Origin of the sequence: Bradyrhizobium sp. WSM2793 (assembly GCF_000379585.1) — a bacterium.
Lineage (GTDB): Bacteria > Pseudomonadota > Alphaproteobacteria > Rhizobiales > Xanthobacteraceae > Bradyrhizobium.
This window is the reverse complement of sequence record NZ_KB902802.1, coordinates 130,833-155,866: the sequence shown is the minus strand read 5'-3', so window position 1 is coordinate 155,866 and position 25,034 is coordinate 130,833. Positions and strand designations below refer to the sequence as shown.

Sequence of the window (25,034 nt, the reverse complement as noted above, 5' to 3'; positions counted from 1 at the left end):
TGACGCGCCTTAGCCCACCCTACGAAACCTGAGAATGGAGCGCCGACAACGCGTCGCTACTCCGCAAGCCGCTGCTGCAGCCGCGCCTTCACGATCCCGTCGCGCGCCAGCTGATCCGCGCGCTCGTTCTCGGGATGGCCGGCATGGCCCTTGACCCAGTGCCAGCGGACCTCGTGCTGCTTCAGCGCGGCATCCAGGCGCTGCCATAGCTCGACATTCTTCACGGGCTTCTTGTCGGCGGTGCGCCAGCCGTTGCGCTTCCAGCCGAAGATCCAGCCGGTGATGCCCTGCCGGACGTACTGGCTGTCGGTGTAGAGATCGACCGTGCACGGCTTCTTCAGCGCCTCGAGCGCGGAGATCGCCGCCATCAGCTCCATCTGGTTGTTGGTGGTGTGGCGCTCGCCGCCGTTCAGCTCTTTTTCCTTGTCGCCGAACTTCAGGATCGCGCCCCAGCCGCCCGGCCCGGGATTCCCCGAGCAGGCGCCATCGGTATAGATCGTGACGACGGGCTTTTCGCTCACGCGACCAATCCTGACGGCATCAGCCCGTAATCGCGTACGCTCGTCACGCTCTGGTGGAAGCGCAGCTTGCGAAAATATTCCAGCGGGTCCTTCGGCTTGACCAGCGCGCCGGGCGGCACGTTGAGCCAGTCCACCAGCCGCGTCAGCAGGAAGCGGATCGCAGCGCCGCGCGCCAAGAGCGGCAGCGCGGCCTCCTCCGCCTCCGAAAGCTTTCGCACGCGGCCATAGGCGTTGAGGAAGGCACGCGCCTTGGTGACGTTGAAGGAATGATCCGGCTCGAAGCACCAGGCGTTGAGGCAGATCGCGACGTCATAGGCCAGCATGTCGTTGCAGGCGAAGGTGAAGTCGATGATCCCCGAGAGCTGGTCACCGAGAAAGAAGACGTTGTCGTTGAAGAGGTCGGCGTGGATCACGCCCTCAGGCAGATTGTCCGGCCAGATCCCGCTCGAGAGATGGTCGAGCTCGGTCGCCAGGAACGCGCGCAGGCCCGGCTGCACCTCATCGGCACGGTTCGAGGCCGCATCGAACAGCGGCCGCCAGCCCGCGACCGACAGCGCATTGGCGCGCCGAACCGCAAAGTTCGCGCCGGCCAGATGCATCTTCGCCAGCGCCGCACCGACGCCGGCGCAATGGGCGACGTTCGGCTTGCGCGGCCACATGCCTTCGAGAAAGGTGATGATCGCCGCGGGACGCCCGGACAGCTCGCGCAACGCCTCGCCGTCTCTTCCCTTCACCGGCAGCGGGCAGTTGATGCCGTGCTCGGCCAGATGCGTCATCAGCGCGAGGAAGAACGGCAAATCGTTCTTCGCCACCCGCTTCTCGTAGAGCGTGAGGATGAACGACCCCTGGCTGGTATGCAGCAGGAAGTTGGTGTTCTCGACGCCCTCGGCGATGCCCTTGTAGGAGAGCAATTCGCCGAGCTCGTATTGCTTCAGGAAATCCGCAAGCTCGTCGGCGGCAACGTCGGTGTAGACCGCCATAAAGGTCTACTCGGCGGCGGCTTCGGGGCGCACCTGACGCGGCAGCGGGAAGAACTCGTTCTCCTCAGCGGCCGAGACCGTCTCCACATGCAGCGTGTAGCGCTCGGCGAAGGCGTCCATGATCTCTTCGACGATCACTTCCGGCGCGGAAGCGCCCGCAGTGATGCCGAGGCTCGAAATGTTGCCGAACTTGTTCCAGTCGATGTCGGTGGCGCGCTGCGCCAGCACCGCGATCCGGCAGCCCTCGCGCTCGGCGACCTCGCGCAGGCGCTGCGAGTTCGACGAATTGGGAGCACCGACGACGATGAGCGCGTCGACCACCGGCGCCACCTTCTTCACCGCGAGCTGGCGGTTGGTGGTGGCGTAGCAGATGTCTTCCTTGTGCGGCCCGTTGATGTTCGGGAAGCGCTCCTTCAGCAGCGCCACGATCTCCGCGGTGTCGTCGATCGACAGCGTGGTCTGGGTCACGAAGGCGAGGTTGTTGGGGTCCTTCGGGGAGATCGTCTTGGCATCCTCGGCGGTCTCGATCAGGGTCACGGCGCCGGTCGGAAGCTGGCCGAGCGTGCCGACCACCTCGGGATGATGGGAGTGGCCGATCAGGAAGATCTCGCGGCCACGCTTGAAGTGGATCGCGGCCTCGCGGTGCACCTTGGTCACCAGCGGGCAGGTCGCATCCAGCGAGAACAAATTGCGGGACTGGGCGTCGGCCGGAACCGATTTCGGCACGCCGTGGGCCGAGAACACCACCGGCGCGGTGGTGTTTTCCGGGATTTCGGCGAGCTCCTCGACGAAGATGGCGCCCTTTTTCTTCAACCCGTCGACGACATATTTGTTGTGCACAATCTCATGGCGAACATAGACGGGGGCGCCGTACTTATCGAGCGCCCGTTCCACGGTGTCGATCGCCCGGACCACCCCGGCGCAGAAGCCACGGGGAGAACAAAGCACGATCTTGAGGTCTGGTTTGGCTGACATTGAGCGATCTCGGGACCGAATCACCTCGCCAAATGGGCGGGAAGCGGTCGATGAATGGAATAGGGCTTGGGTACGGGCTTACAGGGAATTGGGCCCCCTTTCGGGCGCTGTCAAGGCACTATCTATAGCAGAACCATTGCGTGGCTACCCCCTCCGGGCTTATATAGCGCGAATTCCCAGTCATCGCTGATGACCACCGGTTTCGCCTCCAGAGGGGTGGGCGAAGCACAAAGGAGATTTGCCATGAGCAACGCACCTCTGATGCCCAAGGCGACCGCCGTCTGGCTGCTCGACAACACCGCGCTGACCTTCGATCAGGTCGCCGATTTCACCAAGATGCATCCCCTCGAGGTGCGCGCGATCGCCGACGGCGATGCTGCCCAGGGCATCAAGGGCATGGATCCCCTCTCCAACGGCCAGCTGACCCGCGAGGAGATCGAGAAGGGCGAGCGGAATCCGGATTATCGGCTCCGCCTCCAGGAGAGCAAGGTGGTGCTGCCGCCCCAGCCCAAGCGCAAGGGCCCGCGCTACACCCCGGTCTCGCGCCGCCATGAGCGTCCGAGCGCCATCCTCTGGCTGCTGCGCAACCATGCCGAGCTCAAGGACGCCCAGATCATGCGCCTGGTCGGCACCACCAAGAGCACCATCGCGAGCGTGCGGGACCGCACCCACTGGAACACCTCCCAGCTGACCCCGATCGACCCCGTCACCCTCGGCCTCTGCTCGCAGATCGAGCTCGATTTCGAGGTGGCGCGCGCCGCCAAGGAGAAGCCGATCGACGCAGCCTATGGCGGCGCCACGCTGCTGCCGGCTTCCGAGACCACCAAGAAGGACGAGTTCGAGCCGGCCGAGCGATCGAGCGACGACCTCAACCTCGACGCCGTGTTCGCCAAGCTGAAGACGCTCGGCGGCAAGAAGCAGGAAGACGAGGAGGAGTAGTTCTTCTCTCGTTCATTCACCATCGAATACAAACGCGGCGGGAAATCCCGCCGCGTTTTTGTTTGTAAGAACGGCTGAGTGAATGCGCGCATGTCGCCACACGCGAGCTGCGTTCCCTCCCCCCTTGTGGGGGAGGGTTAGGGAGAGGGGTATCCCACGGGGACACCCTCGATCAGCTCAAGAGCATCGCGCGCAAGTCTCTCGCACCTTTTCCTGGACCACCCCTCTCCCCCGCCCTCCCCCACAAGGGGGGAGGGAGCGCAGGGTCGGCTGCGGCCACAGCTTGTCTCCAAGCAACGCCCCCTCAGAACTTGTACGTCACGCCTGCGCCGACCAGCCAGGGATCGATATGCGCGGTGCCGGTGACCGGCAGGCCGGAGACGATGGCGCTGTAATCCGGACGCAGCCAGAGCTTCTTGACGTCGACGTTGAGACCCCAGTGCCGGTCGATCATGTAGTCGAAGCCGAACTGCACGGCGCCGCCGAAGGCGTTGCTGACATGCAAATTGGTGGTGGTGGCGACGATCGCGGGCGGACCGGCGATTGCAGCAGGCGTGTTGGCCGCGGAATTGTTGAAGAACACGGTGTAGTTCACGCCGGCGCCGACATACGGCTTGAACGCGCCGAACTGGTCGAAGTGATATTGCAGCGTCAGCGTCGGCGGCAGCAGCGTGGTCTTGCCGATCGGCAGGTTCGCGAGCGAGCCGGTGCCGCTGATCGAGTGCCGGGTCACGCCGAGGATCAGTTCGGCCGCGATGTTCCTGGTGAAGAAGTAGCTGATGTCGAGCTCAGGGACGACCTGGTCGCTGATCGAAAGGCCGGAATTCGGCGAGGACAGCGAGGGCACGCCCGCCACGTTGACGGTCGAGCCGCCGGCATCCGGCAACACGCCGAGCACGCGCAGACGCACCATCCACGGATTGAACGCCTCCACCGGCGGCGGCGCCTTCTTGTAGACCGGCAGATCGGCAGCCTGCACCGATGCAAACGTGCCCGCGAGCATCGCGCCAACCGTCGCAAGCCGCGCCAGGTTTCTTGTCGTTCTCTGCATTGCAATCCCCTTCAGCCTTCACTCGCGCGTCGTTGCGCGACATGAGCGTCAGAGCAGAAAGGGGGCGCTGAAGGATTTGACTTCGATCAATTCAGCCAGAGGCCGCCCCGATTTGGCCGCGGCGTTGCAGATCTGTCACGGAAGTCACGAATGCGGGGTGCGCGGCGCGGCAGGATAATGCCGCCCCCCTCAGGGCCGCTCGGGATGGTTCAGCATGTATTCGCCGAGGTCGCGCTGGCGGCGATCGGCACGCGCGGTGGCGGCGTTGCGCTGGACGTCGCGATCCTTGCGGCAGGCCACGTATTCCGGCGAGCCCTGCGCATAGCCCCGGCTCTGGCAGACCGCATCGTCGTCGTCGCCACCCACCGCCACCGGCGTCTGGTAGCGCGCGGAGCAGGCGGAGAGAGCAGTGGCGAGCAGCACAGCTGCAAGGAGGCGCGGCGCGGCGGCGAGTGGCATACGAGGTCCCCTGTTGGCCGGCCCTGTTTAGCGCGGAATGAGGAGATTGTAAGTCCCTGGCACGCTGTCATGCCCCGCGAAGGCGGGGCATCCAGTACGCCGCGGCGGGAATGGGGTCACAACTGCTGCTGCGGAGTACTGGATCGCCCGCTCCAGTGCGCGATTGCGCACAAGGCGGGCGATGACAGCGGAAGGTGATGCGGCAGCGCTGCGTCTCACCGGCATCACCGCCAGAGCAAACCTCACACCCGCCCCTTCAGCGCCTCCCCGATCTCGTCGAGCGTCTTGGGATCCTCGATCGTCGCCGGCATGGTCCAGGACTCGCCGTCGGCGATCTTCTTGATGGTGCCGCGCAGAATCTTGCCGGAGCGCGTCTTGGGCAGGCGGCCGACGGTGATGGCGAGCTTGAAGGCCGCGACCGGGCCGAGCTTGTCGCGCACCAGCGCGACGATCTCCTTCTCGATCTCGGCGGGCGCACGCTTCACGCCGGCCTTGAGCACCAGGAAACCGCAGGGCACCTCGCCCTTGATCGCATCCTTGACGCCAAGCACGGCACATTCGGCAACATCGGGATGCGAGGCAAGGATCTCCTCCATGCCGCCGGTGGAGAGCCGATGGCCGGCGACGTTGATGATGTCGTCAGTGCGGCCCATGACGAAGACATAGCCGTCCTCGTCCTTGTAACCGGCATCCGAGGTTTTGTAATAGCCGGGGAATTCGCTGAGATAAGCCTCCCTGAAGCGCGCATCCTGATTCCACAGCGTCGGCAGACACCCCGGCGGCATCGGCAGCTTGATGACGATCGAGCCCATGATGTTGGGCCCGACCGGCTTTGCCGCCTCGTCGACCACGTCGACCTGGTAGCCCGGCATCGGCACCGTCGGCGAGCCGTGCTTCACCGGCAGCATGCCGAGCCCGACCGGATTGCCGGCGATGCACCAGCCGGTCTCGGTCTGCCACCAATGGTCGATCACCGGCACCTTCAGCTGCTGCTCCGCCCATTCGACCGTCGGCGGATCGGCACGCTCGCCGGCGAGGAACAGGGTGCGGAATTTCGACAGGTCGTATTGCCGGATGAACTTTCCTTCCGGATCATCTTTCCGGATCGCGCGGAACGCGGTCGGCGCGGTGAAGAACGCGACCGCCTTGTGCTCGGCGATCACGCGCCAGAACGCGCCGGCGTCGGGCGTGCCGACCGGCTTGCCCTCATACATGATGGTCGTCGCGCCGTGCAGCAGCGGGCCGTAGACGATGTAGCTGTGGCCGACCACCCAGCCGATGTCGGAGCCGCACCACCACACCTCGCCCGGCTTGACGCCATAGAGGTTGAACATCGACCATTTCACCGCGACGAGATGGCCGCCATTGTCGCGCACGACGCCCTTCGGGATGCCCGTGGTGCCCGAGGTGTAGAGGATGTAGAGCGGATCGGTCGCGGCGACAGGCGCGCATGCGGCCTTCTTGCCGTCGTTCATCGCCTTGCGGCGCAGGCTCGCCCAATCGTAGTCCCGGCCCGGGGCCAAGTCGCAAGTGAGCTGCGGGCGTTGCAGCACGATGCAGGCCTTCGGCTTGCTGCCGGCAAGCCTGATCGCCTCGTCGAGCAGCGGCTTGTACTGCACGATGCGGCCGGGCTCGATGCCGCAGCTTGCGGAGAGAATGAGTTTCGGCTGCGCATCGTCGATGCGGGTGGCAAGCTCCTTCGCGGCAAAGCCGCCGAACACCACCGAATGCACCGCACCGATCCGCGCGCAGGCGAGCATCGCGACCACGGCCTCCGGCACCATCGGCATATAAAGGATGACGCGATCGCCCTTGGCGACGCCGAAATCCTGCATGATGGCGGCGAGCGCCTGCACCTCGTTCAGCAGTTCGGCATAGGTGAATTTGGTGACGCTGCCCGCCAACGGTGAATCGTGGATCAGCGCGACCTGGTCGGCGCGGCCGCCTTCGACATGGCGGTCGAGCGCGTTGTAGCAGGTATTGACGACGCCCCCCGTGAACCAGCGGCCATAGGTTCCCTGCGAGGGGTCGAAGATCGATTTGGGCGGCTCGATCCAGTCGATCTCCTTCGCCGCCTCGGCCCAGAAGCCTTCGGGGTCGGCCAGCGAGCGGGCATGGACCTCGTGGTAATTGCTCTTGCCCTGGATGTTCATTCCCGCGCTCCCGTTACCTTTATTGGCCTGACCTTGAACCTTGCGGCAGGACGGGTTGTCCCGCCATGACCCGGATCAAGTGCCGGCCTTGTTTGAGAGGTATTTTCCCGGGAACGGGCCGCGGTTCAAGCTGAAAAGGATGGGCCTTTTGGTGGAGACGCAATTGCTGCCGCATCGGCGCTGCGCTCCCTCTCCCGCTTGCGGGGGAGGGCTGGGGTGGGGGTGCCCCCGCGTCGGGATTGCCCGAGGCTTTAGCAGGAAGTCTCCAAGAGGAGAAAGCCCTCACCCGCCGCGCTCTTCGATCGCGGCGACCTCTCCCGCAAGCGGGAGAGGTGAGCGAGCCAGCCGCGCGACTTCGGCTTCTCCAACGCTCCTCAGCTCTCCATCGCGTTCAGCTTCTGCAACCGGTCCTGCATGACCTTCCTCAGATCATAGCCCGGCCGGCCGAAGCTGACGTTGCGGAGGCTAAGGAAATCGCGCTGGGTCTTGCGCAGCTCGCCGGCCGAGCGCTTGCCCGCCGATTTCAGCACGCGCTCGTAGGTCTCGGCGATCTGGCGGTCGAGCACGCCCAGCTGCGGATCGGCGCAGATCACCTTCTCGACCTCGCGCCTGGCCGTCGCGCATTCGAAGGACGGACCATTGCCGGACGCCGCATTCAGCGCCCGCGGCGGCTCACCGCCGAATTTCGCGATCTCCGCGATCATGCTGCGGCGGCCATTGGCAGCATTCTCGTTACCGGGATCGAGCTTCAGCGCCGTCTCGTAATCGGCCAGCGCCTTCCTGCGCTCGCCCATCTTCTTGTAGAGCACGGCGCGGTTGTTGTAGGTCTGCGCGAAATTCGCATCGAGCTTCAGCGCAGCGTCGTAGTCGCTGAGCGCCGCTCCGAACTCACCCTTGAACTGATAGGAATCGCCGCGGTTGGTGAAGAAGTTCGGCCGGGGCGCGAGGCGCAGCGCCTGGTCGTAATCGGCGATCGCCTTGTCGTACTCTTTCATGGCGGCATAGGTGAGCCCGCGATTGTCAAAATATTCGGGCACCTTCGGATCGAGCCTGATCGCCTCGCCGTCGTCGGCCACTGCCTTGTCGAGCTGGCCGAGCTTCTTGTATGCCGCGCCGCGGTTGGTGTAGGTGCGCGGACGGTTGGGATCGAGCCGCAGCGCCTCGCTGAGATCCTTGATCGCCTTCTCGTTGTCGCCGCCGAGATAGTAGTTCACGCCGCAGTCGGACCATGCCTGTGCATCATCCGGCTTCAGCTTGATCGCCTGGTCGTAATCGGCGAGCGCACGGTCAAGCCTGCGCTGGGTGGTGTACACGACACCGCGCAGCTCGTAAGCCTCCGCATCGTGCGGATCGAGCTCGATCGCCTTGCTCAGATCCGCCGCCGCGCGGTTGAGATCGCCGCCGGCCTCGCGCAAGAGGTCGCCGCGCAGGCGCCAGGCCCTTGCATTCTTGCCGTCGATTGCGATGGCGCGGTCGATGTCCCGCAGGGCTTGGGTGAGGCCGCCCGAAGTCCGCGCATTGGCGTCGGCACGAACCAGCAGCGCCGCGGCGCGGTCGGACGCGGGGCTTGCGCTCTGGTCGATGATAACGGTGCAGGCCGGGATCAACTCCGCGGGAGCAGCCTTGCTGCCCATCACGCAATCGGTGCCCGCCGAGGCGGGGGCTGCGAGGACGAGGCTCATCGCGGCCCCGAGAAGAAAGGCGCGAAGCGAAGTTTTGGCAAGCGAAGGCGCTTGCGCGGAAGAATGCGTGCCGCACATGGCATAGGGCTCCGTGGCGTCGGGTTCTCACCGTTGTCGCGGCAGGGAAGGGATGGGTTCAATTTGGGAACAGTTGGGGGCGCGCAGGCGCATCACTCCCTCGCCCCGACTGCGGGGCCGCGACGAGCTTCGCTCGCACTGAGAGGGTCGGGGTGAGGGGGAGCCTCCGCGAGAACGGTGAGAGTTGGACTCGCGGACAGTCCCCCTCACCCGGAATTTGCTGAAGCAAATTCCGGCCTCTCCCCGCACGCGGGGAGAGGCGAAGAATTGTCAATGCCCGTCCACGCCATTCAGTCGCTGCAGTCGCTCCTGCATCGCCTTCTTCAGATCGTATCCTGGCCGGCCGTACCCTGCATTGCGGCGGGCGATAAACTCGTCCTGCTCGCGCTGGAGGTTCTTTGCTTCCGCCGGATTGCGCGCCTCCCGGATCACCCGGGCATTGGAGGCAAAGATCTCGCGGTCGAGATCGGCGAGCTCGCGGTTGCCGCAGATCGCCTTCTCCACCGCCCGGGCCGCACGCCTGCAATTGAAGCTGGGCTTGCCGGCGACCGCCATCTGCGCGCCGATTCGCTCCAGCTCGCGCGCCATCGCCTTGTGATTGGCCTTGGCCTTCTCGTGGTTCGGGTCGATCTTCAGCGCCGCGCCGAAATCCTGCACCGCCTTGGGCTTGTCGCCCTTCTTCAGCCAGAGCTCGCCGCGCGCATTCCAGATGTCCGCGAGCCCGGGGTCGAGCAAAAGGGCGCGGCTGTCGTCGGCGATGGCGCGATCGACCTGATCGTGCCGCGCATAGAGCGCCGCGCGCGCGAGCAGTGCCTTGATCAGATCGCCCTTCGCCGTCTTCTCATTGTCGATCACGGCGGCACAGGCCGTGGCGGCCTTGTCCATGTCGTCCGCCGCGGTCGCCGCGAGGCATGAGGCGACATCGACCTGTATCACCGCAGCCGGCTCACCGCCGGTCGCAGCCCGGGCGGCATTGAGCGACAGCGCGCAAAACAATACAGCACCTGACGATTGAATGAGTTTTCGAAAACGCATGCTCGTTGCTGTCGGACGTCTGCTTTCGGTCTTGCCCTGAGCCTTGCCTTAAGTCTTGCCTTAAGTCTTGTCTCGCGGCCGTACTATCCGTCATACGGCCGGATTGGTGCTAGCTTGTGGCGCCGCGCAAACCGGCTTCGGGGATCATCGTGTCGACATTCGAATGGATCATCGCGCTTCTGCTCGGCGCCGTTGCCTTATCGGCGCTGGCGCGGCGGATCAAGGTCCCCTACCCGACCTTTCTCGCCATCGGCGGCGCGCTGATCGCCTTCGTGCCGTCCAGCCCGTCCTGGACACTGGAGCCGGACCTGGCCTTGGCGCTTTTTGTCGCACCGGTCCTGCTCGATGCCGCCTTCGACACCTCGCTGCGCGATCTGCGCAACAATTGGGTTCCGGTCTCGACCCTGGTCGTCGCCGCGGTCGGCCTGACCACGGCCGGCGTCGCCTTCGTCGCGCACCGCCTGATGCCCGATATGCCCTGGGCCGCCGCGGTCGCGCTCGGTGCCATCGTGGCGCCGCCCGATGCGGCCGCTGCAGTCGCCATCCTGAGCCAAGTCAAGCTGCCCCACCGCATGGTGAAAGTCCTGGAGGGCGAAAGCCTGCTCAACGACGCGAGTGCGCTTCTGATCTACCGCATCGCGGTCGGGGCCGTCGCCACCGAGCATCTGACCTGGAGCCAGGTCGCGCCGACGATGGCGCTGGCACTGGTCGGCAGCGTCGTCGCCGGCCTGCTCGCGGGCTACATCATCCCGCTGCTCCTGGAGCGGGTCAAGGAAGCACCGAGCGCGATCATCGTGCAATTCGCCACCACCTTCATGGTCTGGATCGCCGCGGAGCATCTCGGCCTGTCCGGCATTCTCACCATCGTCGTCTACGCCATCACCATGGCGCGTACGGCGGGGGCGCGCATGCCGGCACGGCTGCGGGTGCCGTCTTATGCGGTGTGGGAAACCATGGTGTTCGTGCTCAACGTGCTCGCCTTCATGCTGATCGGCATGCAGATGCGGCCGATCTGGACGCGGCTGGATGCGGACGTGCGCTGGGAATATTGCGTGGCCGCGGCCTGGATCCTGCTGACGGTGATCCTGGTGCGCCTCGCCTGGGTGACGTTCTATCGCACGACCCTGCGTGTGCTGGTCGCGCAGGGGATCTATCATCCGAACGACCCCAGGGCCGTCGCCTCGCCCAAAGGCGGCCTCATCATCTCCTGGTGCGGCATGCGCGGCCTCGTCACGCTTGCCACAGCTTTCGCCTTGCCGGAGAACTTCCCGTATCGCGACTTCATCGTCTTCATCGCCTTTGCGGTGGTGCTGGGATCGCTGGTGATCCAGGGCCTGACGCTGCGGCCGCTGATCCTGGCGTTCGGCCTCAGGGACGACGATCCCGTCGGCACCGAGGTCGCGCGCGCTCGCGCCGTCGCCTATCGCGCCGCGCTCGATGCGATCGAGAGCGATCCGTCGGAGGAGGCGGAGATCCTGCGGCTCGAATATCGCGCCATCCTGATGCAGGCCGGGAGCGATCCCAACGGCGGCATCGCCAATGGCGAGCTGCCCGCCGATCCCCTGCGCCGCCGCGCCATCGCGGCCGCGCGCAAATCGATCTTCGACCTCCGCGCCACCGAAGTGATCGGCGACGATGCCTTCCACCGGCTCGAAGAGGAGCTCGATCGCGCAGAATTGAGCGCGGGGGGATGAGGCTAGCGGAAGCTACAAACTCCGGTGTCGTCCCGGACAAGCACGCTTAGATCGAGCTTGTCCGGGACGACGACGGTTTGAACCAAACCCCACCTTCCCAGACTCATTCCTGATGACGACTCTGACCGACGACCGTCGTGTACGCGCGCGAGATGCGTCGCCTGCGCGATATTTCTATCTGCATATGGCCCTGGCCTGCGCGGCCACCGCATTTCTCGGCTTCGCACCGACCTATTGGGTTCCGCTCGCCAACCGGACGCTGTCCGCAAGCCCCGTGATTCACTTTCACGGACTCTTGTTCTTCACCTGGTCTGTCTATTTCGTGCTTCAGACCTGGCTCGCGGCCTCGGGGCGCGTGGTCAATCACCGTTCGCTCGGCATCGCCGGCGTGTCGCTCGCCACCGCGATGACGATCTTCGGCTTCCTCGCCTCCGTGCACGTGATGCAGCATTCCGCGGCGCTCGGGCAGAAAGAGGCCGGCATCGGCTTCTCGATCGTGCCGATGAGCGGGATTGCATTCTTCGCCGTGGTATTCGTCCTGGCGATCGTGAACACGCGCAGGCCCGAGATTCACAAGCGCCTGATGCTGCTCGCCGCGGTCTCGATCCTCGATGCCGCGATCGCGCGCTGGTTCCTGACGTTCCTGGCGCCTCCGGGACCGCCCGGCCCGCCGCCGGTGCCGGTGACGATCGCGCCGGCCATCGTCGCCTCGCTCCTGCTCGTCGTCGCCATGGTGCGCGACTGGCGCAGCGAAGGCCGCGTGCATCCGGTCTACATCTACGGCGCACTGGCCCTGCTGGCGGTGAAGGTCCTGAACTGGCCGATCAGCGAGAGCGCCGCGTGGCATTCGTTCGCCGGCGGAATTCTGGCACTGGCGCAGTAGGCGCTTTAGCCGCAACATCCATGTAACCCCGTCACCCTGAGGTGGCCGCTTCTTCAGCGGCCCTCGAAGGGCGACGGCCCGGCTGCAGCGGGGCCGCTCATCCTTTCGAGGCTCCCGGCGCGATGCTTTTGCATCGCGCCACTCGCACCTCAGGATGACGGGGCTAGCCGGAATAAAATCACGCCCCCGCCTTGCACGTGATCCCGCCATCGACCACGAGCTCGATCCCCGTCACATATTTCGACTCGTCGGACGCCAGGAACAGCGCGGCGTTGGCGACGTCGAAGGCATCGCCCATGTGACCCATCGGCACCTGCGCATCGCGCGCGCGCCACATCGCCTCGACATCGCCCTTGGCGTAGCTGGCGGCAAGGCCGGCAGAGTGTTCGACCATCGGCGTCTTCATCAGGCCGGGCAGGATCGCGTTGACGCGCACATGCTGGCGCGCGAACTCGATCGCGGTGGTGCGCGTCATCTGGTTCATCGCCGCCTTCGAGGTGCCATAGGTGACGTAGGAGATGCCCATGTGGCGGATCGAGGCGATCGAGGAGATGTTGATGATGGAGCCGCCGCCCTGTTTCACCATGACAGGGATGACATGCTTCATGGCGAAATAGGCGCTCTTGAGGTTGACGCTGAAGACGCGGTCCCAGCTCTCCTCGGTCACCTCGACCACGCTGCCCATCTCGGCGATGCCGACATTGTTGTCGAGCACGTCGATGCGGCCATAGGCCTTCAGGCACGCCGCCACCATCGCCTCGATCTCGGCAGACCGGGACACGTCGGCCGTGAACGCCGTCGCCTTGCCGCCTTCGCCGGTGATGATCTTCGCGGTCTCCTCCGCGGCAGCACCGTTGCGGTCGACGCAAAACACCTGCGCGCCCTCGCGCGCAAAGGTCACGGCGGTCGCCTTGCCGTTGCCCCAGCCGGGTCCGATCGAGCCGGCGCCCACCACCATCGCAACCTTGCCCTTGAGCCGATCCATCGTGTGTCTCCTTGTTGTTGTTCTTCTTGTAGCCCGGATGGAGCGTAAGCGTAATCCGGGGGCACTGTCCCGGATTGCGCTTCGCTCCATCCGGGCTACGGATCGTTGCAAATCTTCATCGTGGTGACGTTAGCACCAATGGGATGCCCGACAATCTCCGACAGCGTCCGGCATTGTCCATCATGGCACAGCCGCCACTCGCCGGCCGCGCCCGAATTGCCGAGCACGACCTCCTGCATCGGTGCACGCGCGGGCTGCCACTGAAACCAGCCGTCGACCAGCCGCGCCTCGGGCGGCGGCTCCATGCCGGGGCCGGTGCCCTTGACGCGGGCCTGCACCAGTTCGAGACCGGCGGGGGTGACGCGCCAATCCTCCTGCCAGTCGACTTTCGCGATCGAATGCGTCCATGCAAGCGTGAAGGCGGACAGCGCCAGCGCCTTCACGCCGAAAGCCGTTGCGAAGCAGAGGCTCACGCCGCCTCGACCGTTACAGGCGGGCGCTGCCGCCATTGCCACAGCACGATCGCCGCGGCGAGCACGAAGCCGGCGGTGTCGCTGAACGCGAATTCGCCGAGCAGGCAGAATGCAGCGCCGAGTGCGACCAGGCGCTCGATCAACGTCAGCCGCGTGAACAGGAAGCCGATCGCCACCATGCCGAACAGGCCGATCGCCACCAATGCCTTCAGGCTCGCCAGCGCCACCGCGCCGTAGAAGCCGAGCTTCGCCGCCATGGGGTCGCCGGCCTGGAGCATCAGGGCTGGCGAGTAGACGAAGATGAACGGAATGACGTAGCCGGCGAGCGCGATGCGCATCGCTTCCCAGCCGATCTTGTCCGGGTTCTCCTTGGCGATCGGCGCCGCCGCGAGCGCCGCCAATGCCACCGGCGGCGAGAGGTCGGCCATGATGCCGTAGTAGAACGCGAACATGTGGCTCGCGATCAAGGGCACCCCTAGCTTGGCCAACGCGGGCGCGGCAAGCGCGGCGGTGATGATGTAGGTCGGGATCGTCGGGATGCCGGTACCGAGCAGGATCGACAGCAGCATGGTCATGATCAGCGCGAGGAACAGGCTCTTCTCGCCGAGACCGATCACCCAGCCGCCGAAGATGGTGCCGACGCCGGTCTGCGACATCATGCCGATGATGACGCCGACGATGGCGCAGGCCATGCCGACGGTGATCGCGGATTTGGCGCTCTCGGCCAGCGCATCGCGGCAGGCGCGCAACGCCGCAAAGCCACCGCGCACGAAGGCGGTGATCACGATCAACCCGACCACGACGCAGGCGACCGGCACGATCTTGAGGCCGTCACGCGAGAGCGCGGCGACGACGAGCGCAAGGCCGATCCAGAAGATGGTGCGGATGACATTCGAGGAGGCGCCGGTGGTGATGGCAGTGCCGAGGATCAACGCCACCGTCAGCGCGAGGCCCATGCTGCCGGCATAGAGCGGCGTAAAACCCTCGAACAGCATGTAGACGAGGGCGGCGAGCGGCAGCACGAGGTACCAGCGCGTCACCAGCGCCTTCCAGGCGCTCGGGATCTCCGAGCGCTTCATGCCAACGAGGCCGTGCTTGCCGGCCTCCAGATGCACCATCCAGAACGCGGACGCGAAATAGAGGATCGCGGGAATCGCGGCCGCCTTGACGATCTCGGAATATTGCACGCCGAGCGTCTCGGCCATGATGAAGGCGACCGCGCCCATCACCGGCGGCATGATCTGCCCGCCCATCGAGGCCGTGGCCTCGACGCCGGCGGCGAAGGCGCGGCGATAGCCGAACCTGATCATCAAGGGAATCGTGAACTGGCCGACGGTCACGACATTGGCGACGCCCGAGCCGGAGATCGTGCCCATCATGCCCGAGGCGAACACCGCGACTTTCGCAGGTCCCCCGCGGGTGCGGCCGAACAGGCCGAGCGAAACGTCGGTGAACAGCTGGATCATGCCGGCGCGCTCCAGGAACGAGCCGAACAATATGAACAGGAAGATGTAGGTCGCCGACACGTAGATCGGCACGCCGTAGAAGCCTTCGGTGCCGAACGACAGATGCGTGATGATCTGGTCGAAGTCGTAGCCGCGATGGTTGAGCGGCGACGGCAGGTACTGGCCGAAGAACCAGTAGACGAGGCACGCGCCGCACATCAGCGGCAGCGCCGCGCCCATCAGGCGCCGCGTGCCCTCGAAGATCAGCACCGCCAGCACCGTGCCGACCACGAGATCAAGCCGGGTCGGGTCGCCGTCGCGCGCGATCAAATCGGCGTAGAAGATCCACTGGTAGAGCCCGCACAGGAAGCCGGCGCCGCCGATCACCCAGCCGAGCGCGCGGCCGGCATTGCTCTTCGCGGTGAAATTGGCGATCAGGCCGAAGGTGAGCAGGACGAGGAAGCCGACATGAACGCCGCGCACTACCTGGCTCGGCAGATAGTTGAAAGCGGCGACATAGAGCTGGAAGGTGGCGAAAGCGATGCCGATCCAGTAGGCGAGTTGTCCCCACCAGCCCGGACCAAAACCTTCCGGGAAACCGTGCTCGAAATTGTCGAACTCGACCTTAACCTTGTCGGGCTCCGGCGCCGTGCCCTCTGCCTTTTCCAGCATCTTATTCGTCCTCAGCCCTGTGGCTTATAACATCGAGGCATTGCTCACCACACCGTCAGGGCCGGGCTTGTCCCGGCCATCCACGTCTTACGGTGTCTCCAAGAAACGTGGATGCCCGGGCCTTCGCCTCGCCGAAGCGGCTTCGGCCGCGCAGGCGGGACAAGCCCGGGCATGACGTTCGCGGATAGAGCGCGTCTTACTTGATCAGCCCTTTTTCCTTGTAATAGCGGATCGCGCCGGGGTGCAGCGGAACCGGGCTGCCGCTGGCCGCGGTCTCGAGCTTGATCTCCTTGCCGGCCGCATGCGCGTTCTGCAACTCCGGCAGCGATTCGAAGACCAGCTTGGTCATCTGATAGGCGAGATCGTCCGATACGGCGGAGCTCGTGACGAGATAGTTGATCACGGCCGCCGTCGGCACGTCCTTGTCCTGGCCGGTATAGGTGTTGGCCGGAATGATCGCGGAGACGAAGGGCGGGCCGATCTTGTCGACGGTTTCCTTCGGCACCGACACCACCGTGATCGGGCTCGAGGTCGACAGATCCTTCAGCGAGGCGACGCCGAGGCCGGCCGATTGCAGCGTGGCGTTGAGCTGGCGGTTCTTCATGAGGTCGACGGATTCGGCGAACGGCAGATATTCGACCTTGCCGAGATCCTTGTAGCTCATGCCGGCGGCGGCCAGGATCGCACGCGAATTCAGCTCGGTGCCCGACTTAGGCGCACCGACAGAGAGGCTCTTGCCCTTGAGGTCGGCCAGCGTCTTGATGCCGGACTCGGTGGTCGCGACGATCTGGATGTAGTTCGGATAGATCGCGCCGATGGTCCTGAGCTTGTCGAGCTTGGTCTTGAAGCCCGCCTCTTCCTCGCCGTCCCAGGCGGCCTTGAGCGAATCGCCGAGCGTGAACGCCAACTCGCCGCGGCCCTGCTGCAGCAGGATCAAATTCTCGACCGACGCCTTGGTGGCCTGCACCTGCGTCTTCACGTTCGGAATCTTGTCGCCGTAGATCTTCCCGATCGCGACCCCGAGCGGATAATAGACGCCGGAGGTGCCGCCGGTCAGCACGTTGATGAAGGATTGCGCCTGCGCGCAAGGTGCCGACGCCGCCAGAGCAAGAGCCGCGGCCGCGCCGAAAATGGTCCGTTTCATGGTTGTTGTTCTCCCCAAACCGGCGGCGAAATTGGCCGGATGAGGGATGCGGGTCAACCCATCCAAAAGACAAAACAGGACTGCGGTAAACGGCCGATCCGGCTGGGTTTTTGGGAACCTGTGGGTGCGGCGAGGTGGCGCAGCCGTAGTCCGGAGCGGCGCCATCGCCATCGACGTTTCACTGGAACGTCATGTCCAGGCACTTGGAGATGTCGGAACCGAGGCCGGAGGAGATGATGATGCAGCCGCGCACCTTCTGCGCGCTGACATCGGCCGCCCACACCGAATAGCCGCCGGGGCCGAAGAACGAGTTGGTGTTCGGCGGCTCGGTCTCGGTCGCGTCGAAATCATACTTGCCGTCGGTCTCGAAGATGCGCGGCTTCTTGATGCAGCCGCCGTCGGTCTGGACGTTGATGACTTCCTTGTTGTCGCGGGTCAGCGCCAGCGAGACCTGGCAGCGGAAATATTCCGAGGTCTTGGTGTTGAACAGATAGGTGTAGGACTTGCAGGTCGCCGTGTTCAGCTTGCCCGGGGCAAGGCCGCGGCTGCACGAAATGCGCTGGTTGTGGCTGAGCTGGTAATCATCGGCCCGGACGGCCGGCGCCAACGCCGTCAACGACAATACAGCAGCCCAGCAAAGTTTAATCACATGGCGCATCCGAATCATCCCCACCAATAATTTTGTCGAGTTGCGTTCTAGACGGAAAGCGGAACATAGTCGCGAGGGGACGAAGGGAAAATCACAAACTGAATGGGCAAGACGTGATGCGCTGCGGCGCTTTCGCAAATTGACCCGGATACGCCGTTCGTGATTTGTTCAAGCCGGGTACCCCAGCGACGGGGAGGATGGATGATGGCATTTTCAACCAAGACATTTGCACTTGTTTCGGCTGCACTCGTAACGGTGCTCGGCGCATTCGCCGCGCCCGCATGCGCACAAACCCCGGCAACACCGTGGGAGCTCAAGCCCGACACCGGCTACGCCTATGACAGGGAGGGCAAGACCTTTTCCTACAAGATGGGCACCAGCAACGCCGGCGAGCTCTTGAAGGGCGCCAAGAAAGTCCCGAAGGGCACGCTGTTCTTCATCGGCCATAACGGCCAGCTCTACATGCGCAGCGGCCCCTATCTGGAAGGCGACGGCAAGTTCAAGTTCGGCCCGGATCAGTAGGAGCGGCGGCTCTCGCCACGAACGAAGCTGCCGTAGGGTGGGCAAAGGCGCGTAGCGCCGTGCCCACCATCTCTCCCTATCGCAAAAGGTGCGTGGGCACGCTTCCGCCGCCGCTCTTCGAGCTATGGCGGACAAGTCGCTTTGCCCACCCTACGGCAGCTCGCCAGCTCCCTAAAACGCCCCCGCCAATTCCCTTGCGCCGGGTTTGCTGCTGTTCGAATCCATCCGATCGTCCGTCACCGCCAGCAGCTTGGCCACCGTGTTGTGGCGGATCGCGACCGGGTTGCGCTCGTAGCCGCCGCGCTGGAAGAAGTTCGAGGTCGGCACCTGCTCGCGCATCGCCTGCGGCATCGTCACCATGTCGAGGCCGGTGCCGTCGCCGGTGAGGTTCATCATCTCGAGCTCGGCCGCGGTCAGCGGACGGGTGTAGCCCTTGGCGCGGGCGAACAGCACCGAGGTCAGGAGCTTGTGGGTCTGCAGCATCGGACCGACGTCGATGTCGAGCACCATCGCGTGCATGGCCCAGCCCTGCGCGGTGTTGCCGATCTTCTCGTGCTCCGACCAGGTATCGGGCACCGACTTCGCATGCGCCACCATTTTCTTCAGCACGACGAGCTTGTGCTCGAGCGACTGGCGCGCCGGTCCTGATGTCCGCGCCACCTTCTCGGAGAGCGCGCGAATGAGTTCGTGGCCCTGCTCGGCGAGCAGCTCGACGCTATTGGTGGTCAGGAGCTGGTTGTAGCCCATCGCGGTCGAGATCGCGCGCTTGCCGCCATGCTCGATTCCCGCCTGCACGTCGTGGCTGCCGGTGCCGCCGGTCTCGAACGAATAGACCCGCACGGCCTGCTCGCGCGTCAGCCCGGAGGCGAGCGCATAGCGCGCATAGGCGCGCTTGAATTCGATCTCGCTCGCCGGGCGCTGCGGCGTGAACTGGTAGAGCTCCTGCGCCGCGCGCAGGAAATCGGCAACCACGGGAATCGGTTTTCTGGGGGGGCGGTCCGGCGTTTCCTCCGGCTCCGGATTCACCGGCTTCTTCGGCCCGTTATAGAGCGGCGGATGCTCCAGCACGTAGTCGTCGAGCGTCACCTGCTGCCCGCTGCGCCGCTTGGCATTGCGGCCTTTCCGCTTCTCGGAGATCTGGCTCCAATAGGCGCCGGCCTCGGCGTCGAAGGCCGCGCGCGCCGCCTGATATTCTGCGAGCTTGCGGCGATATTCGAGCACCGCCGGGGACGCGCCGCCTTGCGCGAAGAATTGCGACAGCAACTGGGCGTTGGCATCGCGGACGGCAGGCGGCAGCGCGTCGATCTCGCCGCCACGCGCGGCGGGCGCGAGCAGGACGAGTGCGAGTGGAACCAGCGCAAGGCAATTTCGAGAGAGGCTGTTTCGAATCGAATGATGCATGCTGCCCTCTTAGCAGGCATCCGGTAACCGTCACGTTAACGCGCCGTTTACCATCGTTACTTCCAGGCGAACACCGGTTGTTCCAGCTCCGCCACGCGGGTATGCCGGCCCGCAAGCACCTCGCGGAACTGGTAGATCAGGGCCGCGGTCGGCGCGTGGATCAGGCTTTCCTGGTGATGGAAACGGATCACGCGACGCGCGCTTTCGGGAATCGCGACGAAATCAAAGGCGTCGTCGCGCTCGATGGTGTCGAGCGCAATGCGATGGACCGAAGCCACCTCATCCGGGTTCGGCCTGATCGCAGCACTGTCGGCGGCCCAGACCACGACGGGCGTGATCAGATAGCCGGAGCGAGTGGGATAGTCGTCGAGCGTGCCGAGCACCTGCGCGCCGTTGAGGCGAAGGCCAAGCTCCTCGTCGAGTTCGCGCAGCGCCGCCTCGACCGGCGTCTCGCCGGCATCGCAGCGGCCGCCCGGCAGCGCCCATTGGCCGCGATGGGCGCGCAGATGCGATGCGCGCAGCGTGAGCAGGAATGCGGTGTCATCGCCCTCGCTCGCGGTCAGCACAACTGACACCGCGGCACGCTTCAGCGTCGTCGGCACTTCACCCGCCGGCAGCCGCATGAAGGCCGCGCAGGCATTCGCGATATTCCGCCGTGTGGCATCATCGAACGGTCTCATGATGCTTGACTACACCACGTCCGGCCCCGATGAAACGAGATCGCAAGGCCCGCACCGGAATGGACGACGACATGACCAACAAGGCCGCCGCAAGGCTCGAATCAGACGGCTGGAGCATCCTGGAGACCACGGGCTTCCTGCATCTGATCGGCCCCTTGTGGGAGCGCAAGGTCGACGGCCACTACGAGTTCGCGCTTGCCACCGAAGACAAGCACCACAATCGTCGCGGCATGGTCCAGGGCGGCGTGATGATGACCTTTGCCGACCGCACCTGCGGCATGACCGCCCGCTATGTCTCCGGCAAGGAGTTCATGGCGACGGTGCAGCTCGACACCCACTTCGTCGAGGCCGGCCAGATCGGCGACATCCTGATTTCCCGCCCGCGCGTCGTGCGCTCGACCCGCAGCCTGATCTTCATGAGCACGGAAGTGACGGTGGATGGTCGCTGCATCGTGATGGCGAATGGCGTGTTCAAGATTTTGAAGGGGCCGGGTTAGCGCGCCGTCGGGCTGCCCCGCAGCCCTCCACACACGCCGCCGTCGTCGCCCGGCTTGACGGGGCGACCCAGTACGCCGCAGCCTCTCGATTCAATCACAGCCGTCTCTGGAATACTGGATCGCCCGATCAAGTCGGGCGATGACACCGAGTATGATGCGCGAGCGCACCCGCACCGTCATTGCGAGGGGCTCTTGCGACGAAGCAATCCAGCATCTATCCGCGGACGCATCTCTGGATTGCTTCGCTGCGCTCGCAATGACGACTGTAGCTGGCTATGCTGCGCTCCATAAAGATATCGAGGACCCGCCCATGCAATACCGTCAGCTCGGCCGCAGCGGCCTGAAAGTGTCGCCGATCTGTCTGGGCACCATGATGTTCGGTGGCCCCACCGATGAAGCCACGTCAAAGCGGATCATCGACAAAGCGCATGGCGCCGGCATCAACTTCATCGACACCGCCGACGCTTACTCGAAGGGCGGCTCCGAGGAGGTGGTCGGCCGCGCGATCGCGGGCAACCGTCACGCCTGGGTGCTCGCCACCAAACTCGCCAACCCCATGGGCGACGATCCCAATCGCGGCGGCCTGTCACGGCGCTGGGTGCTGCAGGCCGCCGACGAAAGCTTAGCGCGGCTCGGCACCGACTACATCGACATCTACTATCTGCACAAGGAAGACCATTCGACACCGCTGGAAGAGACGGTGCGCGCGATGGGCGATTTGATCCGCGCCGGCAAGGTGCGCTATTTCGGCGTCTCGAACTACCGCGCCTGGCGCGTTGCCGAGATCTGCAACATCTGCGACCGGCTCGGCATCGACCGTCCCGTGGTGAGCCAGCCCTATTACAATGCGATGAACCGCATGCCCGAGGTCGAGCACTTTCCGGCCTGCTCCTATTACGGTCTCGGCATCGTGCCCTACAGCCCGCTGGCGCGAGGCGTGCTCACCGGCAAGTACAAGCCGGATGCAGCGCCCGACAAGGAGACGCGCGCGGGCCGCAACGACACCCGCATGATGCAGACCGAATGGCGGCCGGAATCGCTCCAGCTTGCGCAGGAGATCAAGACTCACGCCGAGAAAAAGGGCATCACCGCCGGCCAGTTCGCGGTTGCCTGGGTGCTCAACTCCGCCTTCGTCTCCTCGATCGTCGCAGGTCCCCGCACCGAGGCGCAATGGGACGGCTACATCAGCGCGCTCGACTACCGCTTCACTGGGGATGACGAGGCGCTGATCGACCGGCTGGTCGTGCCGGGCCACCCCTCGACGCCGGGCTACAACGATCCCGCCTACCCGATCGAAGGCCGCCGCGCGCGGACGGGCGATCTCTAGAGCCACGCACAACGACGGGCAAAACGGCCCATCGGCCAACACTGCGTTGCAATATGGTGAAGCCTAAAAATCGCGCCATAACTTCTTGACAACTTGAACCGTCACTCGCGATGGTTGAACACAGATTGCTGTCATTCATCTAGGCCAATCACATGATTGATCCACAAGCAGAGCCTATTGTTCAGGCTCCACTATACGCCCCCTATTCTGAGGTTGGACACGCTATTCGCCTACTCAATGGCGAGCCTGTTCAACGAGTGCGCGACATGATCAATGCAATTACTGATCAAACGGGAACGCCGCAGAATCCTGTCGATTGGTCCGATCCCGACACTTGGATCGGCGAGCGTCTTTCAGGCGACTTGCAAGGCCTCGCCCGCAAAATATGGGAAGGGAGCGGCAGGGAGCTGAATCCTCGTTACCTAAATGGGTGCTATCTTTTTATCAACAGAATGAAACTCCTGGATCGAGTCGGAGGCATTTATCAGCTTGGAAGCAAAGGCCAGAAATTTTTGGGAAAAGATGAATCCACTCTTCGCGAACTCGATGCGGCAGAGGGTATCCCCAAGCTACTTTCACTTGTTGCTGAGCGCTCTCCTTGCAAGAGAGGAGACATTCTTCCAGCTTGGTCCGACTACCTCAAAGCCGTTTCACTATTCACGACTCCAAAGAATTTTGCTGACACACTCCGGCGCAGGCTCATTGCAGTGGCCGAACGCGGTTTGATCACGCGTGAAGGAAATTACTATACGATCACCGAAACTGGATTGCAGTGGCTAAAGGATTTTTCAAAACCGATCGAGACCAGCATAGCCACCACAGCTCCATCTTCGAAGCGTACTACCGTTGCGGAAGCCGCTCATGCGCATAATGAGGAACAATTAATCGCATTCCGAGCCCGCCTGATGCAGTTAGAGCCGACTCAGTTTGAGCATTTCGTCAAAGAACTGCTTGATGCGATGGACTATGAAGACGTCCGCGTTACAAAGGTCAGTGGCGACAAAGGAGTTGATGTAGTCGCTCGCGTTCAGTTTGGCATTACTGAAATAACCGAAGTAGTGCAAGTCAAGCGCACAGAGAATACAATTACCCGCCCCAAGGTCGACGAGCTGCGTGGCGCCCTCCCCTATTTCAAAGCCATTCGCGGTACAATTATCAGCCTTGGGAGCTTCGCAAAGGGTGCGCAGGAGGGCGCTCTTTTCATTGGAGCCGCACCAATAACTCTGATTGACGGGAAGCGCCTTCTTGATTTCTGCATAAAGCACCAGGTTGGTATTCGACGCAGTCCTGTTGAAATATACGAGATCGACGAGGCTTTCTTCGCGGAGAAGTTCACTCGGGAAGACGTCGAGGGGGAAGGCCCAATCGTCGGCAACATGGACGATACATAGGCGCACCGATGCCGCACGAAGACCGCTACGGCCTGCCGCTCTCCACCGCATCCGATGCGGCCGCTGGCGCCTATCGCGAAGGCGTCGACCTCATGCTCGCGGGCTGGACCGGCATGGCGGAGATGCTGGAGCGCGCGATGGCGACTGATCCGGAGTTCGCGCTTCCCCATATCGCCCGCGCCCGCGTGCACGCCTTCTACCAGCAGGGCGATCTGGCACGGCAAAAAGCGGCGCTCGCGCGCGAGCTGGTCGCCAAGCGCGGCACCGAGCGCGAGCGCTCGCATGTCGAGACGCTGGCGCTGGCGATCGAAGGCCGGCTGCCGGAGGCGATCGTGTCGACGCTGAGGCATATCGAGAGCTGGCCGCGCGATGCATTGGTGCTGTCGCTGCCGCTCGGCGCGTTCGGCCTGTTCGCCTTCTCCGGCATGGCCGACCACGACCGCGCCCGGCACGAGCTGTGCGAGCGGCTTGCGCAGCATTATGGCGAGGATTGGTGGTTCCTGACCATGGCCGGCTGGGCGATGACCGAGAACGGCGACGTCGCACGCGGTCGCGCCATGACCGAGCGCGGCTTTAATTTACGCCGTCAGAATGCCCACGCCGCACACGCGGTGCTGCATGCAATGTTTGAGGACGGTTCGATCGAGGCGGCCGACCGCCTCGTCGACGACTGGATCCCCTCTTACGACCGCGCCGGAATTCTGCACGGCCATATCAGCTGGCACCAGGCGCTCGGCGCGCTCGAGCATGGCGATGCGGCTCGCGCGCTCGCGATCTATGCCGACGTGCTTCAGCCATCAGTCACGCAGGCGCCGCCGCTCAACGTCATCACCGATGCCGCCTCGCTGCTGTGGCGCCTGTCGGCTTACGGCCATTCCGTGCCGAGGGAGCTGTGGCTCGACGCCGACGCCACCGCGAAAAAACTGTTTCCGAAATCGAGCCTGTCCTTTGCCGATGTCCACATGGCGCTGTTCGCGGCAGCGACGCAGAATCACGCGGCGCTCACCACACGCCTTGCGGCCATCGAGCAGCGCCTCGCCGAGGGCAAGCTGCCGGCCGGCCTCGTGGTGCCGGCGATCTTCCGCGCGCTGGCGGCCTTTGCGGATGAGGATTACGCCTCATGCGTGCAAACGCTGGCGCCGGTCCTCGGCGAGGTCGTACGGATCGGCGGCAGCCATGCCCAGCGCGAGCTGGTCGAGGACACCTACATCGTCGCCCTGATGCGCAGCGGCGAGCTGGCCCGCGCCCGCGCCGTGCTGGACGCCCGCCTGCACCGCCGACCCTCACTTCGCGATGCGCGCTGGCAGGCGGCAATGGGCTAGACTTCGCCACGAAAAAAACACCGGCCTGACGGCAAGTGCCGGCGGGACGGTTTGGGCGATGTAGGCGAATCGTCGT

The 25,034-nt window shown here is 64.5% G+C and carries 23 protein-coding genes; 8 read left to right on the top strand and 15 right to left on the bottom strand.

The window, feature by feature from the left end; translation table 11 throughout:
• Positions 1–56: 56 nt before the first annotated feature.
• Genes rnhA through ispH form a run of 3 tightly spaced genes read right to left on the bottom strand, consistent with a single transcriptional unit; the run spans position 57 to position 2,476 of the window.
• Positions 57–521, bottom strand: coding sequence for a ribonuclease HI (gene rnhA / locus A3AS_RS0130630; protein WP_018321313.1), 465 nt, complete (start codon positions 519–521; stop codon positions 57–59).
• Positions 518–1,501, bottom strand: a complete 984-nt coding sequence (locus A3AS_RS0130625) for a homoserine kinase (RefSeq protein WP_018321312.1) — start codon at positions 1,499–1,501, stop codon at positions 518–520. The genes rnhA and A3AS_RS0130625 overlap by 4 nt, the downstream gene beginning before the upstream one ends.
• A gap of 6 nt (positions 1,502–1,507) precedes the next feature.
• The gene (gene ispH / locus A3AS_RS0130620; protein WP_018321311.1) at positions 1,508–2,476 is read right to left on the bottom strand and encodes a 4-hydroxy-3-methylbut-2-enyl diphosphate reductase; all 969 of its coding nucleotides are present in this window, start codon (positions 2,474–2,476) and stop codon (positions 1,508–1,510) included.
• 243 nt (positions 2,477–2,719) lie between these two features.
• On the opposite strand from ispH, the gene A3AS_RS0130615 reads away from it, so the two are divergent.
• A complete protein-coding gene (locus A3AS_RS0130615; protein WP_026202531.1) occupies positions 2,720–3,415 on the top strand; it encodes a DUF1013 domain-containing protein in 696 nt (231 codons plus the stop codon).
• Between the two features lie 304 nt (positions 3,416–3,719).
• On the opposite strand, the gene A3AS_RS0130610 is transcribed toward A3AS_RS0130615, so the two are convergent.
• From A3AS_RS0130610 to A3AS_RS0130590, 5 genes are all read right to left on the bottom strand, one after another.
• A complete protein-coding gene (locus A3AS_RS0130610) occupies positions 3,720–4,466 on the bottom strand; it encodes an OmpW family protein (protein ID WP_018321309.1) in 747 nt (248 codons plus the stop codon).
• 189 nt (positions 4,467–4,655) lie between these two features.
• Positions 4,656–4,925, bottom strand: coding sequence for a hypothetical protein (locus tag A3AS_RS0130605; protein WP_018321308.1), 270 nt, complete (start codon positions 4,923–4,925; stop codon positions 4,656–4,658).
• Between the two features lie 242 nt (positions 4,926–5,167).
• The gene (locus A3AS_RS0130600) at positions 5,168–7,078 is read right to left on the bottom strand and encodes a propionyl-CoA synthetase (protein ID WP_018321307.1); all 1,911 of its coding nucleotides are present in this window, start codon (positions 7,076–7,078) and stop codon (positions 5,168–5,170) included.
• A 374-nt stretch (positions 7,079–7,452) separates the two neighbouring features.
• On the bottom strand, positions 7,453–8,838 hold the full coding sequence (locus A3AS_RS0130595) for a tetratricopeptide repeat protein (protein ID WP_018321306.1): 1,386 nt from the start codon (positions 8,836–8,838) through the stop codon (positions 7,453–7,455).
• Between the two features lie 270 nt (positions 8,839–9,108).
• Positions 9,109–9,873: a tetratricopeptide repeat protein gene (locus tag A3AS_RS0130590; protein WP_026202530.1), complete on the bottom strand. Its 765-nt coding sequence runs from the start codon at positions 9,871–9,873 to the stop codon at positions 9,109–9,111.
• A 149-nt stretch (positions 9,874–10,022) separates the two neighbouring features.
• Here A3AS_RS0130590 and A3AS_RS0130585 point away from each other — a divergent pair, with 149 nt between their 5' ends.
• Both A3AS_RS0130585 and A3AS_RS0130580 read left to right on the top strand, forming a co-directional pair.
• Positions 10,023–11,567, top strand: a complete 1,545-nt coding sequence (locus tag A3AS_RS0130585; protein ID WP_026202529.1) for a sodium:proton antiporter — start codon at positions 10,023–10,025, stop codon at positions 11,565–11,567.
• Positions 11,568–11,679: 112 nt separating this feature from the next.
• Complete coding sequence (locus tag A3AS_RS0130580; RefSeq protein WP_018321303.1) at positions 11,680–12,450, top strand: hypothetical protein; 771 nt, start codon at positions 11,680–11,682, stop codon at positions 12,448–12,450.
• Between the two features lie 178 nt (positions 12,451–12,628).
• Here A3AS_RS0130580 and A3AS_RS0130575 read toward each other — a convergent pair whose 3' ends face one another.
• From A3AS_RS0130575 to A3AS_RS0130555, 5 genes are all read right to left on the bottom strand, one after another.
• Positions 12,629–13,435 carry an SDR family NAD(P)-dependent oxidoreductase gene (locus tag A3AS_RS0130575; RefSeq protein WP_018321302.1) on the bottom strand — a complete coding sequence of 269 codons (807 nt, stop codon included), beginning with the start codon at positions 13,433–13,435 and terminating at the stop codon, positions 12,629–12,631.
• 95 nt (positions 13,436–13,530) lie between these two features.
• Positions 13,531–13,944 (bottom strand): DUF1850 domain-containing protein, encoded by a 414-nt coding sequence (locus A3AS_RS0130570; protein WP_018321301.1) that lies wholly within the window; start codon positions 13,942–13,944, stop codon positions 13,531–13,533.
• Positions 13,905–16,025 carry a TRAP transporter permease gene (locus A3AS_RS0130565; RefSeq protein WP_018321300.1) on the bottom strand — a complete coding sequence of 707 codons (2,121 nt, stop codon included), beginning with the start codon at positions 16,023–16,025 and terminating at the stop codon, positions 13,905–13,907. Before A3AS_RS0130565 ends, A3AS_RS0130570 begins: the two co-directional genes overlap by 40 nt.
• 196 nt (positions 16,026–16,221) lie before the next feature.
• Positions 16,222–17,169, bottom strand: coding sequence for a TAXI family TRAP transporter solute-binding subunit (locus tag A3AS_RS0130560; protein ID WP_018321299.1), 948 nt, complete (start codon positions 17,167–17,169; stop codon positions 16,222–16,224).
• A 178-nt stretch (positions 17,170–17,347) separates the two neighbouring features.
• The gene (locus A3AS_RS0130555; protein ID WP_026202527.1) at positions 17,348–17,827 is read right to left on the bottom strand and encodes a hypothetical protein; all 480 of its coding nucleotides are present in this window, start codon (positions 17,825–17,827) and stop codon (positions 17,348–17,350) included.
• Between the two features lie 195 nt (positions 17,828–18,022).
• Between A3AS_RS0130555 and A3AS_RS0130550 the strand changes: the two genes are divergently transcribed.
• Complete coding sequence (locus tag A3AS_RS0130550; protein WP_026202526.1) at positions 18,023–18,340, top strand: hypothetical protein; 318 nt, start codon at positions 18,023–18,025, stop codon at positions 18,338–18,340.
• A 171-nt stretch (positions 18,341–18,511) separates the two neighbouring features.
• On the opposite strand, the gene A3AS_RS0130545 is transcribed toward A3AS_RS0130550, so the two are convergent.
• Positions 18,512–19,741 (bottom strand): hypothetical protein, encoded by a 1,230-nt coding sequence (locus A3AS_RS0130545; protein WP_018321297.1) that lies wholly within the window; start codon positions 19,739–19,741, stop codon positions 18,512–18,514.
• A gap of 56 nt (positions 19,742–19,797) precedes the next feature.
• Positions 19,798–20,424: a CoA pyrophosphatase gene (locus A3AS_RS0130540; RefSeq protein WP_026202525.1), complete on the bottom strand. Its 627-nt coding sequence runs from the start codon at positions 20,422–20,424 to the stop codon at positions 19,798–19,800.
• A 68-nt stretch (positions 20,425–20,492) separates the two neighbouring features.
• Here A3AS_RS0130540 and A3AS_RS0130535 point away from each other — a divergent pair, with 68 nt between their 5' ends.
• The 4 genes from A3AS_RS0130535 (at position 20,493) to A3AS_RS0130520 (ending at position 24,958) form a co-directional block, all read left to right on the top strand.
• Positions 20,493–20,918 carry a PaaI family thioesterase gene (locus tag A3AS_RS0130535; RefSeq protein ID WP_026202524.1) on the top strand — a complete coding sequence of 142 codons (426 nt, stop codon included), beginning with the start codon at positions 20,493–20,495 and terminating at the stop codon, positions 20,916–20,918.
• 310 nt (positions 20,919–21,228) lie between these two features.
• Positions 21,229–22,245, top strand: coding sequence for an aldo/keto reductase (locus A3AS_RS0130530; protein WP_026202523.1), 1,017 nt, complete (start codon positions 21,229–21,231; stop codon positions 22,243–22,245).
• A 152-nt stretch (positions 22,246–22,397) separates the two neighbouring features.
• On the top strand, positions 22,398–23,636 hold the full coding sequence (locus A3AS_RS47770; protein WP_157644433.1) for a restriction endonuclease: 1,239 nt from the start codon (positions 22,398–22,400) through the stop codon (positions 23,634–23,636).
• Positions 23,637–23,644: 8 nt separating this feature from the next.
• Complete coding sequence (locus A3AS_RS0130520; RefSeq protein ID WP_018321291.1) at positions 23,645–24,958, top strand: tetratricopeptide repeat protein; 1,314 nt, start codon at positions 23,645–23,647, stop codon at positions 24,956–24,958.
• Positions 24,959–25,034 lie beyond the last annotated feature (76 nt).

What these genes read in the sequence shown, in the direction of transcription:
- A3AS_RS0130625 (WP_018321312.1), bottom strand. Translation starts at nt 1,501, where the DNA reads ATGGCGGTCTACACCGACGTTGCCGCCGACGAGCTTGCGGATTTCCTG.
- ispH (WP_018321311.1), bottom strand. Translation starts at nt 2,476, where the DNA reads ATGTCAGCCAAACCAGACCTCAAGATCGTGCTTTGTTCTCCCCGTGGC.
- A3AS_RS0130615 (WP_026202531.1), top strand. Translation starts at nt 2,720, where the DNA reads ATGAGCAACGCACCTCTGATGCCCAAGGCGACCGCCGTCTGGCTGCTC.
- A3AS_RS0130610 (WP_018321309.1), bottom strand. Translation starts at nt 4,466, where the DNA reads ATGCAGAGAACGACAAGAAACCTGGCGCGGCTTGCGACGGTTGGCGCG.
- A3AS_RS0130605 (WP_018321308.1), bottom strand. Translation starts at nt 4,925, where the DNA reads ATGCCACTCGCCGCCGCGCCGCGCCTCCTTGCAGCTGTGCTGCTCGCC.
- A3AS_RS0130600 (WP_018321307.1), bottom strand. Translation starts at nt 7,078, where the DNA reads ATGAACATCCAGGGCAAGAGCAATTACCACGAGGTCCATGCCCGCTCG.
- A3AS_RS0130595 (WP_018321306.1), bottom strand. Translation starts at nt 8,838, where the DNA reads ATGTGCGGCACGCATTCTTCCGCGCAAGCGCCTTCGCTTGCCAAAACT.
- A3AS_RS0130590 (WP_026202530.1), bottom strand. Translation starts at nt 9,873, where the DNA reads ATGCGTTTTCGAAAACTCATTCAATCGTCAGGTGCTGTATTGTTTTGC.
- A3AS_RS0130580 (WP_018321303.1), top strand. Translation starts at nt 11,680, where the DNA reads ATGACGACTCTGACCGACGACCGTCGTGTACGCGCGCGAGATGCGTCG.
- A3AS_RS0130575 (WP_018321302.1), bottom strand. Translation starts at nt 13,435, where the DNA reads ATGGATCGGCTCAAGGGCAAGGTTGCGATGGTGGTGGGCGCCGGCTCG.
- A3AS_RS0130570 (WP_018321301.1), bottom strand. Translation starts at nt 13,944, where the DNA reads ATGGCGGCAGCGCCCGCCTGTAACGGTCGAGGCGGCGTGAGCCTCTGC.
- A3AS_RS0130565 (WP_018321300.1), bottom strand. Translation starts at nt 16,025, where the DNA reads ATGCTGGAAAAGGCAGAGGGCACGGCGCCGGAGCCCGACAAGGTTAAG.
- A3AS_RS0130560 (WP_018321299.1), bottom strand. Translation starts at nt 17,169, where the DNA reads ATGAAACGGACCATTTTCGGCGCGGCCGCGGCTCTTGCTCTGGCGGCG.
- A3AS_RS0130555 (WP_026202527.1), bottom strand. Translation starts at nt 17,827, where the DNA reads ATGCGCCATGTGATTAAACTTTGCTGGGCTGCTGTATTGTCGTTGACG.
- A3AS_RS0130550 (WP_026202526.1), top strand. Translation starts at nt 18,023, where the DNA reads ATGGCATTTTCAACCAAGACATTTGCACTTGTTTCGGCTGCACTCGTA.
- A3AS_RS0130545 (WP_018321297.1), bottom strand. Translation starts at nt 19,741, where the DNA reads ATGCATCATTCGATTCGAAACAGCCTCTCTCGAAATTGCCTTGCGCTG.
- A3AS_RS0130535 (WP_026202524.1), top strand. Translation starts at nt 20,493, where the DNA reads ATGACCAACAAGGCCGCCGCAAGGCTCGAATCAGACGGCTGGAGCATC.
- A3AS_RS0130530 (WP_026202523.1), top strand. Translation starts at nt 21,229, where the DNA reads ATGCAATACCGTCAGCTCGGCCGCAGCGGCCTGAAAGTGTCGCCGATC.
- A3AS_RS47770 (WP_157644433.1), top strand. Translation starts at nt 22,398, where the DNA reads ATGATTGATCCACAAGCAGAGCCTATTGTTCAGGCTCCACTATACGCC.
- A3AS_RS0130520 (WP_018321291.1), top strand. Translation starts at nt 23,645, where the DNA reads ATGCCGCACGAAGACCGCTACGGCCTGCCGCTCTCCACCGCATCCGAT.